Source organism: Serratia sp. 3ACOL1 (assembly GCF_003668775.1).
GTDB classification, from domain to species: domain Bacteria; phylum Pseudomonadota; class Gammaproteobacteria; order Enterobacterales; family Enterobacteriaceae; genus Chania; species Chania fonticola.
The window spans coordinates 1,801,465-1,815,738 of sequence record NZ_CP033055.1; the positions used below are offsets into that span (position 1 = coordinate 1,801,465).

13 protein-coding genes and 2 tRNA genes are annotated in these 14,274 nt (G+C 53.4%); 7 read left to right on the plus strand and 8 right to left on the minus strand.

What is annotated here, in order from left to right:
* Positions 1-8 precede the first annotated feature (8 nt).
* The 3 genes from D9980_RS08265 to rssA form a co-directional block, all read right to left on the minus strand.
* Positions 9-1,352, minus strand: a complete 1,344-nt coding sequence (locus tag D9980_RS08265; protein ID WP_121606994.1) for a UDP-glucose/GDP-mannose dehydrogenase family protein — start codon at positions 1,350-1,352, stop codon at positions 9-11.
* Positions 1,353-1,734: 382 nt separating this feature from the next.
* On the minus strand, positions 1,735-2,748 hold the full coding sequence (gene rssB / locus D9980_RS08270) for a two-component system response regulator RssB (RefSeq protein WP_037376114.1): 1,014 nt from the start codon (positions 2,746-2,748) through the stop codon (positions 1,735-1,737).
* 105 nt (positions 2,749-2,853) lie between these two features.
* Positions 2,854-3,765, minus strand: coding sequence for a patatin-like phospholipase RssA (gene rssA, locus D9980_RS08275; RefSeq protein WP_024486672.1), 912 nt, complete (start codon positions 3,763-3,765; stop codon positions 2,854-2,856).
* A gap of 146 nt (positions 3,766-3,911) precedes the next feature.
* Here rssA and D9980_RS08280 point away from each other — a divergent pair, with 146 nt between their 5' ends.
* From D9980_RS08280 to D9980_RS08310, 7 genes are all read left to right on the plus strand, one after another.
* Positions 3,912-4,370 (plus strand): YchJ family protein, encoded by a 459-nt coding sequence (locus tag D9980_RS08280; protein WP_024486671.1) that lies wholly within the window; start codon positions 3,912-3,914, stop codon positions 4,368-4,370.
* A 37-nt stretch (positions 4,371-4,407) separates the two neighbouring features.
* Positions 4,408-5,256, plus strand: coding sequence for a formyltetrahydrofolate deformylase (gene purU, locus D9980_RS08285; protein WP_021181219.1), 849 nt, complete (start codon positions 4,408-4,410; stop codon positions 5,254-5,256).
* A 213-nt stretch (positions 5,257-5,469) separates the two neighbouring features.
* Positions 5,470-5,554: transfer RNA gene (locus D9980_RS08290), tRNA-Tyr, on the plus strand.
* 225 nt (positions 5,555-5,779) lie between these two features.
* Positions 5,780-5,864: transfer RNA gene (locus D9980_RS08295), tRNA-Tyr, on the plus strand.
* A 1,049-nt stretch (positions 5,865-6,913) separates the two neighbouring features.
* Positions 6,914-7,486, plus strand: a complete 573-nt coding sequence (locus D9980_RS08300; RefSeq protein WP_121606995.1) for a TIGR00730 family Rossman fold protein — start codon at positions 6,914-6,916, stop codon at positions 7,484-7,486.
* Positions 7,487-7,588: 102 nt separating this feature from the next.
* Positions 7,589-8,392: an exodeoxyribonuclease III gene (gene xthA / locus D9980_RS08305; RefSeq protein ID WP_046808298.1), complete on the plus strand. Its 804-nt coding sequence runs from the start codon at positions 7,589-7,591 to the stop codon at positions 8,390-8,392.
* A gap of 44 nt (positions 8,393-8,436) precedes the next feature.
* On the plus strand, positions 8,437-8,889 hold the full coding sequence (locus D9980_RS08310) for a pyrimidine (deoxy)nucleoside triphosphate diphosphatase (RefSeq protein ID WP_121606996.1): 453 nt from the start codon (positions 8,437-8,439) through the stop codon (positions 8,887-8,889).
* A 167-nt stretch (positions 8,890-9,056) separates the two neighbouring features.
* On the opposite strand, the gene D9980_RS08315 is transcribed toward D9980_RS08310, so the two are convergent.
* The 5 genes from D9980_RS08315 to D9980_RS08335 form a co-directional block, all read right to left on the minus strand.
* Positions 9,057-9,338: a DUF1496 domain-containing protein gene (locus D9980_RS08315; protein ID WP_024486970.1), complete on the minus strand. Its 282-nt coding sequence runs from the start codon at positions 9,336-9,338 to the stop codon at positions 9,057-9,059.
* A complete protein-coding gene (locus D9980_RS08320; protein ID WP_024486969.1) occupies positions 9,335-11,260 on the minus strand; it encodes a DNA topoisomerase III in 1,926 nt (641 codons plus the stop codon). Before D9980_RS08320 ends, D9980_RS08315 begins: the two co-directional genes overlap by 4 nt.
* Positions 11,260-12,378, minus strand: coding sequence for a tRNA 2-selenouridine(34) synthase MnmH (mnmH, locus tag D9980_RS08325; RefSeq protein ID WP_121606997.1), 1,119 nt, complete (start codon positions 12,376-12,378; stop codon positions 11,260-11,262). Before mnmH ends, D9980_RS08320 begins: the two co-directional genes overlap by 1 nt.
* Entirely contained in the window at positions 12,378-13,421 is a 1,044-nt protein-coding gene (gene selD / locus D9980_RS08330) for a selenide, water dikinase SelD (protein WP_021806611.1), read from the minus strand. The genes mnmH and selD overlap by 1 nt, the downstream gene beginning before the upstream one ends.
* Before the next feature lie 172 nt (positions 13,422-13,593).
* Positions 13,594-14,145, minus strand: a complete 552-nt coding sequence (locus D9980_RS08335) for an NAD(P)H nitroreductase (RefSeq protein ID WP_121606998.1) — start codon at positions 14,143-14,145, stop codon at positions 13,594-13,596.
* Positions 14,146-14,274: the final 129 nt, after the last annotated feature.

Below are 14,274 nucleotides of genomic sequence, written 5' to 3' on the forward strand. Positions count from 1 at the left end.
CTCACCTCTTAGATGACCGGCTTAATCGATGCGCCACGACCAATACCATAATAAGTAAAGCCGCGAGCTTGCAGACGTTCTGGATCATACAGGTTACGGCCATCAAAAATGACGGGTTGCTTCAAGGCTGCCTTAATCGCATCAAAATCCGGAGCGCGGAAATTCTGCCACTCGGTACAGATCACCAACGCATCGGCTCCCTGTAACGCCGCTTCTTTGGTACCCATCAGTTTCAGATCGGCACGTTGCCCATAGATACGCTGCGCTTCTGCCATGGCTTCCGGGTCATAGGCTTGCACGCTGGCGCCTAATTCCCACAAGGTCTCCATCAACACGCGACTGGAAGCTTCACGCATATCGTCGGTATTAGGTTTAAACGCCAGGCCCCACAGCGCGAAGGTTTTCCCTTTTACATCATTAGCAAAATGATGCTTGATGAACTGGGTCAGCTTATATTTCTGCTGGTTGTTCACCTGCTCTACCGCCTGCAACAGTTTCGGTTGATAACCGATATGCTCTGCGGTACGGATTAGCGCCTGAACGTCTTTCGGGAAGCAGGAGCCGCCGTAGCCACAGCCTGGATAGATGAAGTGATAGCCAATACGTGAATCCGAACCGATCCCCTGACGCACTTTTTCAATGTCCGCACCCAGCATCTCTGCCAGATTGGAGATTTCGTTCATAAAGCTGATTTTGGTTGCCAGCATGCAGTTGGCGGCATATTTGGTCAGCTCTGCGCTGCGGATATCCATCAGGATCATGCGGTCGTGATTGCGGTTGAACGGCTCATACAGCTCACGCAGCGGCTCGATAACGTCTTTGTTATCGGTGCCCAGCACGATACGCTCAGGGCGCATGCAGTCGGCAACAGCAGCCCCTTCCTTGAGGAACTCCGGGTTGGAGACGACATCAAACGCCAAGTCGCTGCCGCGCTTACGCAGCGTTTCGGTCATCACTTCACGAACTTTATCAGCGGTACCTACCGGTACGGTTGACTTATCGATCACCACTTTGCGGTCTGTCATATGTTCGGCGATGGTACGTGCCACGGCGGTGACATATTTCAGATCGGCAGAACCATCTTCGTCCGGTGGCGTTCCCACGGCGATAAACTGGATCGCGCCATGAGCAACACCGGCTTTCGCATCGGTAGTGAAATGTAGGCGACCGGCTTCATAGTTTTGCTGTACCAACGAAGTCAGGCCCGGTTCAAAGATCGGAATATTGCCTTTTTTGAGGTTTTCGACCTTCTGTTCATCGATGTCGATACACATGACATCATGACCCACGTCAGCCAACACGGCAGCCTGCACCAGGCCAACATAGCCAATACCGAAAACGGTTACTTTCATCGGGAAGTCCTAATTTTCAAATTTAACAAAAAGTTATCAAGCTACTTCTGTTTGTCTGCCACCCTAGGTTGCAGCCAAACCAACAATTCTTTACCCGTATTGGGTGGTCTTTTCGTCTCGACACGCTATGGGTCAATGAGCTCACAAACGGGCTTGTCACCCGCAAATGGCTACAGAGGTCCTGACGATCTACCTAAGTAGCTCTATTTTCGCTCTCAAATTGCGCACTTACTCGGCCATACGAAAAACCCGCAAAGTATACCAGCTTAAATCCGCTGAGTATTACCCCAAGCTCAAATAGCAATAAATTAAGACAACTCCCCCATAGAAACGACGTTAATGGAGAATAGGCAGAGGCAATGGCGGGCATTCCATTGATGATTTATTCAGCACTCAGCATCAGACGTAACCGGCCGCCGCTACCCCAGACCTGGCACTGCCAGGCATCACAGCGTTGGCTTATTTGATTCATGTAAGTGGTGCCAAGCGTTCCCAAGGGTACGCCATTACTTAATTGAATCAGGTTATCCCCTGTATTTACATTGGCATGCAAACCAGCAGAGGCCAGCACCAGATTCTTATATTCGGCATGATAATAACCCACCAACAGCGGAAATTGGCCTTCCAACTTGCCTTGGCGCAATAATTGGTTAACTTGTTTTAACAATGCGGACATTTGCGGCAAGCGATGCTGTTGATTGGCTAAATGATCTTGTAGTAAGCCGTTGAATAACGCACGCAATAGCAAGGCAGCCATCACGCCATTATCTCCCGCACGGGTGACATCCAGGCAATAAAACGCCAGGTCTTTATCCGATAGCGCCGCGATATCCAGCACCAACCCCGGATTTTCGCTGGTGGTTAATTGCCGATAATTGATACGGCAACCGGCAATAGACTGCTGCACGGGGGGTTGTAACTGCTTGAGTAATCTCACGGCCTCGGAGGGGTTTTGGCTTAATGCCTGCCAATCCTGGAACAGCTCGGCCTCTTCGATCGCCTGCGAAGTAAACATATTAGGATAGAGACAAGCCAGTACCGCTTCACGCAGCCGATTGAGATCGCTCAACGGTTTCAGCAGTACATCCTGTACGCCGAGCCGTAGCACCTTGGCGATATCCGCCATCTTATCGGTCGCCGAGATCACCAATACCGGGATCTTTATCCCTTGCAAGCGCAGATGCTCAACAAACTCGATGCCGTCCATTTCCGGCATGGCGAGATCGCACAGGATCAGATCGGGAGCGAACTCTTCAACCGCACTCAACGCCACAAGGCCATTGGCCGCCTCGCTGGTTTGTGCTCCCAAGGATGCAAGATAACCCACAAGCACAGAACGGAAAACCTGTTCGTCCTCAACGATTAAGATGCGCTTGCTTATCAGTGGTAATGCCATCGACCCAGCCTCTTCCCTTTTGATGTTGTAATAGTGGCTCATAATGAGCACTTGTGCCTGTCGAAAACACGCCCAATAGCATCATTCCACCCTAACAAATGGTAATCATTTATTTTTTATCAATGGTGCCAAAACATCTATCTGTTTTTCGACTGCCAACCTGCCCGCCTCTATCGCCTCGCTGGCGCGATGAAAATCCAGGGTAGATATCTGTGGGCAATACGGCTGGATCAGCACGTCCGGCGGATCACTGGCCATACGGGTTCGCTTCACCCGATTCTCCAGCATCTGAATCGAAGTGCTCATGATCTCCATCGCCGTGGGGGTGAAGGTGGTTTTCTTCAGCATCATTTTATTCATGCGTTCCCGCAAGCGGTCGCGCCAGTTATTGGCATCGCTAATGCTTGTTTCACTCTGCTCGCCAGCGTCATTGCGTACCGAAAACAGATCCTGCTGCATCAGGTGCGCATCATGTTGCAAATCCACGGCAATCACTATGTCTGCCCCCATCGCCCTGGCCAATGAAATAGGAACCGGGTTGACCAAGGCGCCATCCACCAACCAATATCCGTCAAACCAGACCGGTGCCAACAAGCCCGGCATGCTGCAAGAAGCACGAATGGCCTGGTGGATATCCCCTTTGGTCATCCACAGCTCACGGCCGGTACTGAGGTTGGTGGTCACCGCACCGAATTTCAGTGAGCAGTCGGTAAAGTCGTTAATTTTCAGTATTTGGCCAACGACGTTAAACACGCGTTCGCCGCGTAATAATCCACCGCGCTGCCAGGAGAGATCCATCAGCCTGATCACGTCCCAGTAGCTGAATGAGCGCACCCACTTTTCCATCGCTGGCAAACGATGGCTGGCAAACGCCGCCCCAACCAGTGCCCCCACGGAACATCCTGCAACAATATCTGCTTCGATACCCAACTTACGCAGTGCGTTAATCACGCCGATATGCGCCCACCCCTTGGCGGCACCGGCCCCTAATGCCAACCCGATTTTAACTTTCCGCATGCTTCGCCTATCCTTTGCTCGGTGAATTCACTCAACCCAATCGCAGGGTACATTGTCATCAACGAATGATGTTAGGTAACATATGCGTTAAATTCATTTTAGCTGCGGCTTTACATCACGCGAGCTAACCACTGAGAGGCGTTATTTTGACTGAGCTATGCCCCTGCGGCAGCGGGCAGGACTACAGCGCTTGCTGTGCGCCCTATATAACAGGTACTCAATACGCTATGTCGCCGGGCATTTTAATGCGTTCGAGATATTCCGCCTATGTAAAACGGGATGTGGATTATCTTATTGCGACCTGGCACCCAGACTGCAACCCTGAAGAGTGGCGCAGCGCCATCAGCAGCAGCTTTGGCAATACCGAATGGCTTGGGCTGACGGTGGTTGCGGAAACCGCTGGCAATAGCGCCAATGAGGGGTTCGTGGAATTCATCGCCCGCTCGCGCGATGGAGAAAGCGAGAGTGCCATGCATGAGCGTTCCCGCTTCCTTCGCCTTGAACAACGCTGGTACTATATCGACGGAACCAAACCTCAACCGGGCAGAAATGCCGTTTGCCCCTGCGGTTCAGGCAAAAAATATAAAAAGTGCTGCGGGCAATAAGCCTGCGGGTTCAGAATCAGACGGAATCGACACACTCATGCCACAGCAAAACGTACAGAGAAAAATTTTACGCACCATCTGCCCCGATGCCAAAGGGCTGATCGCCAAGATCACCAACATTTGTTACAAGCACGAATTGAACATTGTGCAGAACAATGAGTTTGTCGATCACCTCACCGGTCGTTTCTTTATGCGTACCGAGCTGGAAGGGATCTTCAATGATACGACGCTGTTGGCCGATCTGGACGGCGCGTTACCAGAGGGTTCAGAGCGCGAACTGCACAGCGCAGGCCGCCGCCGTATTGTGGTGCTAGTCACCAAAGAAGCCCACTGTCTGGGCGATCTGCTGATGAAAAGCGCCTATGGCGGCTTGGATGTTGAGATTGCCGCCGTCATTGGCAACCACACCACGTTGCAGACGCTGGTTGAACGTTTTGACATTCCGTTCCATCTGGTCAGCCACGAAGGGCTGACGCGTGAGCAGCATGATCAACAGATGATCGCGCAGATCGACCAATACCAGCCTGATTACGTAGTCTTGGCCAAGTATATGCGCGTGCTGACCCCGGCTTTCGTTCAGCATTACCCGAACCAGGTAATCAATATTCACCATTCGTTCCTGCCAGCCTTTATCGGTGCACGCCCTTATCACCAGGCTTATGAGCGTGGCGTGAAGATCATCGGGGCAACGGCGCACTACGTGAACGACAGCCTGGATGAAGGCCCAATCATTATGCAGGACGTTATTCATGTCGATCACACCTATTCGGCAGAAGATATGATGCGTGCCGGGCGTGACGTGGAGAAAAACGTGCTTAGCCGCGCACTGTATCGTGTGCTGGCTCAACGCGTGTTCGTCTACGGTAACCGCACGGTGATCCTGTAATTGGTTAACAAAGCGGTGTCTTTCGTTCACGGAAGCACCGCTGAGAATAAAAAAGCGACAAACAATTCATTTTCTGCATTTCAATGCTTTACACAAGCGCTTCATTTGATATGATGCGCCCCGCTTACCGAGACAGACGTTTCGCTAGCAATTATGTAGTACCGAGGGATCTAGCCGATTCCCAGTAAAATAGTAGTGAACCATGAGCATCATGGTGGGGTTCCCGAGCGGCCAAAGGGAGCAGACTGTAAATCTGCCGTCACAGACTTCGAAGGTTCGAATCCTTCCCCCACCACCATCTTCTCCTCGACCACTGTAATGAAATGTTGTTCAGAGTTTCATTTTGCACTGAAGGGAAGGAGGAGAAGCTTCGACCAAGGTTCGAGTCCACACAGTGGACAACGCGCTTGCGCGGTAATCCTTCTCACCACCACCGTAACTGTGGCCAAAGAGATGGATAAGTCAGTACTACCAGAAAGACTTTGCCAACTTTCTGTTCAAAATTAGCAACCATGAATACCATGGTGGGGTTCCCGAGCGGCCAAAGGGAGCAGACTGTAAATCTGCCGTCACAGACTTCGAAGGTTCGAATCCTTCCCCCACCACCATCTTCTTATAGACCTCCCGAACTTTTAAATGATCATCTCATTCCCATACAGCACTGAGCAGGGAAGGATGAGAAGCTTCGACCAAGGTTCGAGTCCACGCAGTGGACAACGCGCTTGCGCGGTCATCCTCCCCACCACCATCTTCTTATAGACCTCCCAAACTTTTAAATTATCATCTCATTCCCATGTAATACTGAGCAGGGAAGGATGAGAAGCTTCGACCAAGGTTCGAGTCCACGCAGTGGACAACGCGCTTGCGCGGTCATCCTCCCCACCACCATCTTCTTATAGACCTCCCAAACTTTTAAATTGTCATCTCATTCCCATGCAGCATTGAGCTGGGAAGGATGAGAAACTTCGACCAAGGTTCGAGTCCACGCAGTGGACAACGCGCTTGCGCGGTCATCCTCCCCACCATCATCCTTGCATACCCTTCACAGACTAAATATTTCCGTCAAATCATCATGTACCACCGAACCAAATAGCTGCTCCTTATTGTGCTACAGGTGGAAGTCATGCAGAACGCCGACACGCCGTAAACCCGTCCTTGGGGGCTCGCAATCGCGCATCCATGCGCTCAACGGTCGGCTAACCTGCATTGACTCCCACCTGTCTCAAGCTTAGGTGTCGCGGTATAAAACACTATGACTCAGACAACTAGCCTCATCTTTACGAAGTCATCCTCCCCGCCACCATCCTTGTATCCCCCTCACAGACTAAATATTTTCGTCAAATCATCATGTACCACCGAACGAAATAGCTGCTCCTTATTGTGCTACGGGTGGGAGTCATGCAGAACGCCGACACGCCGTAAACCCGTCCCTGGGGGCTCGCAATCGCGCATCCATGCGCTCAACGGTCGGCTAACCTGCAATGACTCCCACCAGCCTCAAGCTTGGGTGTCGCGGTCTAAAACACTATTACTCAGACAACTAGTGACGCCTGTACGAAGTCCTCCTCCTCACCACCATCGCAACACCAATTCCCCTTGAACTAAATCCCGCAATTCGCTATACCACTGGCTTCGTTAAAAGCAGCAAGGGAAAGTCATGCGTAACAACATTTGTATCTTTTGTGGTGCCAGCGAGGGCAATAATCCAGCCTATGTCGAACATGCCCGCCAACTAGGTCATCTGCTTGCCACCCAAGGGCGGCGTCTGGTGTATGGCGGTGGTAAAAAAGGGTTAATGGGTGTGGTAGCAGACGCGGTACTAGAGGCTGGTGGTGAAGCAGTAGGCATCATTCCCCAGCGGCTGGTCGAGGCCGAAACGGCGCACCATGGCCTGACCGAGCTGGAAATCGTCCCCGACATGCACACCCGTAAGGCGCGGATGGCCGAACTGGCCGACGGTTTTATTGCCCTGCCTGGCGGCATCGGTACGCTGGAGGAGCTGTTCGAAATCTGGACCTGGGGGCAGATCGGTTACCACAGCAAGCCGGTCGGGCTGCTGGATGTTAACGGTTTTTACCACCCGCTAAGCCAGTTTTTACAGCACGTCGCCGATCAAGGTTTTATGCGACATGATTATCTCAAGACCCTGCATATCAGCGACTCTCCGGCAGCCTTAATCCAGCTGTTTGATGACTATCAGCCGCAGAATTACGACCGCTGGGCGAAATAATCCCTGGCTACCAGCGGCAAACCGCCGCTGGTCCGCGTTACATTTTCGGCCAAACTCTGCTACTATCTGAACACATTTTTTCGGATAAAAACGGCAGCGCTCATGAAGTTTGTTTCTTTTAATATCAATGGACTGCGTGCACGTCCGCATCAACTGGCAGCAATTATCGAGCAGCATCAGCCGGATGTGATCGGCCTGCAGGAAACCAAAGTTCACGACGATATGTTCCCGTTGGAAGAGGTTAGCCAACACGGCTATCACGTGTTCTATCATGGGCAGAAAGGCCATTACGGCGTGGCGTTGCTGACTAAAGATGAACCTCTTGCCGTACGCCGCGGTTTTCCTACTGATGAAGAAGATGCGCAGCGTCGTATCATCATGGCCGATCTGGCGACGCCACAAGGCACGTTGACGGTGATTAATGGTTACTTCCCGCAAGGAGAAAGCCGCGACCACCCTATCAAATTCCCAGCGAAAACCCGCTTTTATCAAGATCTGCAAAATTATCTGCAACAACTGCCGGCAGAGTCGCAGGTGTTGATCATGGGCGATATGAACATCAGCCCAAGCGATCTGGACATCGGTATTGGTGAAGAGAGCCGCAAACGTTGGTTGCGCACCGGCAAATGCTCCTTCCTGCCGGAAGAGCGTGAGTGGATGGGCCGCCTGCTGGACTGGGGTCTGGTAGATACTTACCGTCATGCCAACCCTGAACGTAACGATGAGTTCTCATGGTTTGACTATCGTTCACGCGGTTTTGATGAAAACCGTGGCCTACGCATCGATCTGCTGCTGGCTAACACCTCATTGGCTGCGCGCTGTACCGCCACCGGCATTGATTATCAGATCCGTGCCATGGAGAAGCCTTCAGATCATGCTCCCGTCTGGGCCGAGTTCGCACTGTAATCTCCCTGCCCCGATGCATGTCGGGGCAACATTGAATCCATGCTATGAAAATCATTGATGTCGTTGCCGCCATTATCGAACAAGATGGCAAGATCCTGCTCGCCCAACGCGATAGCAGCAGCGATCAGGCTGGCCTATGGGAGTTTCCCGGCGGTAAGGTCGAAATGGTTGAGAGCCAGCCCCAGGCGCTCGCTCGTGAACTGAAGGAAGAGTTGGGCATTATCGCTAAAGTGGGGAGTTTTGTGGCCAGCAATCAGTGGCAACAAAGCGAGAGGATCATTCGGCTACATGCCTGGCAAGTTAACTCCTTCAGCGGGGAGTTACGGCTACATTGCCATAGCGCATTTGCTTGGGTTACACCCGAGCAGGCCAGAGATTACCCGCTAGCCCCCGCCGATATCCCACTGCTGGAAAGCTATATCCGCTTACTATCCCCCTCACCCCAACCCTCTCCCACAGGGAGAGGGAGCTGTAATAGTGCCGTTGTCAGGAAGTGAAATCAATTTGTGGCACGGCTACGGTGAGCACAAGGGTAGATATGTAGCACGTTCAGTCCCCTCTCATCCCAACCCACAGGGAGAGGGAGCTGCAGCGGTGCCGTTGTCAGGAAGTGAAATCAATTTGTGGCACGGTTACGGTGAGTACAGAAGTCAGGCAGTTGCAATCACCGCTTGAGGCGGATCCAGATTAACGGATTGGTGCCCGTGACGTTAGGGTCACGCGCGCACTGCATCATCTCGTCGCCCACTTTCAGCAACGCACCTTCAGAATAGTTTTGATTCTGATAAATGCAGCAACGGTTGCAAGGCGGCGGCGTTGTCGTGGTACGTGCGGTGCCCCATATTTCAGGGGAAACCGGCACGACGACATCGACGTTACCGCGATTGGCCAATACGCTGGTGGAAAACAGTGCCAAACAACCAATCAACAAGGGTATGCGGCTCATTCACTTTTCTCCCGTGCCTTACCGGCACTTTTTTTACGCTTTTTCGCCCCGGCTGACGGTGCAGGCGACAAGCCACGAAACGCTATACTGGCCCGGCTCTGCTTAGCCTGATAGATCAGCTGTTGCAGTGTGCCCTCCAGCGGTTGCATAAAGTCCTGATAACGGCAGGATTTTTCGCTGATTTGTGTCAACGTAGACTCCCACTGCGCCGTCATATCAGGGCGTGCCGCCAGGTCCGGCAATGAATGGATCAGTGCCCGCCCGGTTTCGCTGGAATGAATATAGCGCCCTTTCTTGTAGAGAAACGCCCGCTTGAAGAGCAGTTCGATAATGCCTGCGCGCGTTGCCTCTGTTCCTAAACCATCGGTCGCTCGCAGGATTTTCTTTAGCGCTTTATCCTGCACAAAACGCGCGATCCCGGTCATGGCCGACAATAGGCTGGCATCGGTAAAGGGCCGCGGCGGTTGAGTCTGGCGTTCTACCACTTCGCCACGCTCGCACAACAACTCATCGTCTTTGGCGACAACGGGCAGCGGTGCACCTTCGTTTTCCTCATCACGCTCTTTACTACCCAGCAGGGTGCGCCAGCCCGCTTCCGCCAGGAAACGCGCCTTGGCGATAAACTTGCCGCCGGCGATATCCAGCTCGATAACGCACTTGCGGAACATCGCATCCGGGCAAAACTGCATCAGATACTGGCGTGCCACCAAACCATAAACGTTCAGTTCATCCTGGCTCAGGCTGGCCTTGCTGGCACGTGCCGTAGGAATAATCGCGTGGTGAGCATCGACCTTTTTATCGTCCCAACAGCGGTTACGGCGCTCGCTATCGATAATCGGCTGTGGATAGAGATCCGGCTGATGTACGCTGATGGCGTTCAACACCGCATGGCGTCCGGCAAAGTGTTCCTCTGGCAGATAACGGCAGTCAGAACGCGGATAAGTGATCAGCTTGTGGGTTTCATACAGCCGTTGGCAAACGTCCAACACCTGCTGGGCGCTGAGGTTAAAGCGTTTCGACGCCTCAATTTGCAGCGTGGAAAGGGAGAACGGCAGCGGAGCGGTATCTGATTCCCGTTTATCATTATACGAGGTGACCAGCGCCGGTGCGCCCTCGATGCGTTTAACCACGTGTTCGGCCAACGGCCGGTGCAATAAACGCCCTTCCTCATCTTGGTAAGGTTCGCAGGATTCACTCGGCTGCCACAGGGCGACAAAGCGTTCTTCCTTCGGCGTGACAATATGCGCTTTCACCTCAAAGAAGTCTTTCGAGACGAAGTTTTCGATCTCTTCATCGCGCCGCACAACCAGCCCCAATACCGGCGTCTGTACCCGCCCCACAGACAGCACTCCGTCGTAGCCCGCGTTACGCCCTAGCAGCGTATAGGCCCGGGTCATGTTGATGCCGTAAAGCCAGTCTGCACGCGCACGCGCTAACGCGGAAACGCACAGCGGGATAAAGTCACGGTTATCACGCAGGCGCTGTACCGCACGCTCCACCGCCTGTGGGTTAAGATCGTTAATCAGGCAACGCCGCACGTTCTGGCGCTTTTCCTGCGTCAGCGCCAGATAATCCAGCACCTCATCCACCAGCAACTGCCCTTCCCGATCCGGGTCACCCGCGTGGATCACTTCGTCAGCCTCTGCCAGCAGCTTTTTGATCGCGTTCAACTGCTTGCTGACCGAAGGGCGCGGCTGCAACAGCCACTTCTGCGGGATTATCGGTAAGTCCGCCAACGACCAGCGCGCGTAACGGCTGTCGTAAGCATCCGGCTGGGCCTGTTCTAACAGGTGCCCAACGCACCAGGTCACCACATCGTTGCTGCCACAGGCAATAAAGCCGTCACCCCGACGATGGGGCTTGGGTAATACATCAGCAATGGCGCGGGCCAAACTCGGTTTTTCGGCTATAAACAGTCGCATTATTCACCGTTATTCTGGCTATACGTCATCAGGAACTCTCTGACTTGCGCGTAATTACCGCGAAAGATCACACGTTGGGTTTTCTTCTCTAATTGGTAGCGATACATCGGGTCGTAATAGTGTTGCAGCAGCGGCACCAGCCATTGTTGATGCGCTTCGCTTTGGCCAGTGAGCCGTTGTACCTGCAGCGCCGATTCGAGACGCAGCGTCAATTGCTGGAACAGTTCCAGCCCCAGGCGGCGGCGGATGGCAAACAGGCCATGGTGCAGATATTCATCATATTGCCGCCAGCCGTCTTGTTCGCCATAGGCTTGCTCAAAGGCAATGCGCATCCGGTCGATGTACTCATCTTGCAGGCGTGCCACACGCACATCAAACGGATCGTCAATCACCACCAGGGCAGCCTGCTGCATACCATTGAACAAGCTTAAAGGCAGATTGGTAGAACCGATAATCCGGCTTTCATCTTCCAACACCCAATGCCGGCAACCAGCATGCTGCTTTTTCAGCATGCGTATGGCCAGATGATTTTCGAAATCTATCTGGGTAGGCTGTTTTACCAGCGTACGGCCAAAGGAGGAGCCGCGATGATGGGCGATCCCTTCCAGATCGATACCGGCCGCCAACTCATTAATCAGTAGCGTCTTGCCACAGCCGGTGTTACCGCCAACGATCAGCATAGGCAACGCAGCGGCGTCCTCAAGCACACCGAGCAAAAAATTGCGCAGCGCCTTGTAGCCGCCTACCACGCGTGGATAGTCAACACCGGCCTCTCGCAGCCACTGTTGTACCAATTGCGAACGAAGACCACCGCGGAAACAGTAGATATAACCTTCTGGCTGCCGGGTACACTGTTCGATCCAGGCCTGCGTGCGCTTCTCACGCAGTTTACCGTTGACCAGGCTGTGCCCAAGAGCGATCGCAGCTTGTTGACCATGCTGCTTGTAGCAGGTGCCCACCGCCTGACGTTCACTGTCGCTCATCAGCTGCAGGTTAACTGAACAGGGGAATGCCCCCTGCGTAAACTCTATCGGCGCGCGCACGTCAATCAGCGGCACATCCTGAAGAAAAAGGCGCTGGTAGTCTTGCGTATCCTGTCGAGTCTGTATCGTTGACACTAGACAACCTCGATCAGTGGTTTGCCCGCCTGTGCGGCCTGCAATTCACCAATCGCGTTCAGCGTGATGCCATGACGTGCCGCTATCGCCTGCACTTCGGCTTCGGCTTCCGGCAATACCGCCAGCAGCAAACCGCCGGAGGTTTGCGGATCGCACAGTAATTGACGTTGCAGATCGCTCATGGCGCCAACCAGGTGACCATAGCTTTCAAAGTTACGCCCGGTACCACCCGGTACGCAGCCTTCGCTGATATAACGTTCAACATCCGGCAATTTCGGTACGCATTCGAACCATACGGTTGCCTGCAGATCGGAACCCTGGCACATCTCGCTAAGGTGGCCAAGCAGGCCAAAGCCGGTGACATCGGTCATCGCCGTAACGCCAGCCACTTCGGCAAAGTCCGCCCCAGGCTTGTTCAACTGGCACATGACCTCTGTAGCCAAGCCTTGGTGTTCGGCCAGCAGTTTGCTTTTCTTCTCTGCCGTGGTCAGCACGCCAATGCCCAGTGGTTTGGTCAGGAATAGCTTGGTGCCTGCCTGCGCCGCACTGTTTTTCTTCACCAGCTCGGTTTTGACGATGCCGGTCACAGCCAAGCCAAAAATCGGCTCTGGGGCATCAATAGAATGGCCACCCGCCAATGCAATCCCCGCCTGCTGGCAAGCATAGCGGCCACCGTCAATCACCTGCTGGGCAACTTCTGCGGGAAGTTTGGCAATCGGCCAGCCGAGAATGGCGATGGCCATGATTGGCTTACCGCCCATGGCATACACGTCGCTGATGGCGTTGGCTGCCGCAATACGGCCAAAATCAAACGGATCGTCGACGATCGGCATAAAGAAATCGGTGGTGCTGATAATGCCCACGCCGTTACCGATGTCATACACCGCGGCATCATCACGCGTTTCATTGCCCACCAGCAGATGGGGATCGATAAACTTTTCCTGCTCGCTGTGCAGGATCGTTTCAAGCACTTTGGGTGAGATTTTACAGCCGCAGCCAGCGCCGTGGCTGTACTGGGTCAAACGAATGGCCGGCGATGTCATAGTCCACTCCCTCTGGGTAACAAACGAACGTAAGGATATCACAATGGGATATAGGGTAGCGCTTGCCGAGGGGATTGATAAGAGCAGGTTGGCATTATGCGTGCGACCTGCTCAGAAACAGTACAAAAATGCGGGTTATCGCGCATTATCGAGCGGGTTCCCGCATAGCGGATCAGAAGTAGCGGACGAAAGGCGTACTGTCGGGAGCGACCACTTTAGTGGAACCTTTTAACTGCGGCGTGCCTAAATAGAGGAAACCGACGATCTCGTCCTGCTCGCGGCAGGCGAAGGCTTCGCGCACCAATGGATGCTCTGTCCAGGCACCGCTGCGCCAGATACCATTAAAGCCTTGCGCCAAAGCGGCCATTTGCATCGCCTGCACTGCGCAACCGGCAGAGACAACCTGCTCCCAGCGCGGCACTTTCGGATTTTCACTGCAATGGGCAACCACCGTGATAATCAGAGGCGCACGAAAAGGTGCCTGTTTGGCCTTTTCTACCGCACTCTCATCCAGCTCATCGTGTTTGGCGGCCGCTTGTAGTAATTCACTGAAACGCTGTAGACCCTGATCCTCGATCAGGATAAAACGCCACGGCTGTAACGTCCCGTGATCCGGCGCGCGCAGCCCGGCATTGATGATATTCTGACGCACTTCACCTGCAGGTGCCGGGGCAGTCAGGCGTGACGCAGAACGGCGATTGAGTAAAAGATCCAGTGCATCCATCATTAACTCCTGATAACAATTTGCATTTAAATCACGTTAACATAGCTCTACATAGAGTTACAGCCTCTGTAATACTGTCTATACCCATTGCCATTCAAGCTGCATGGGGAGATTTAAAGCTGACTTTTC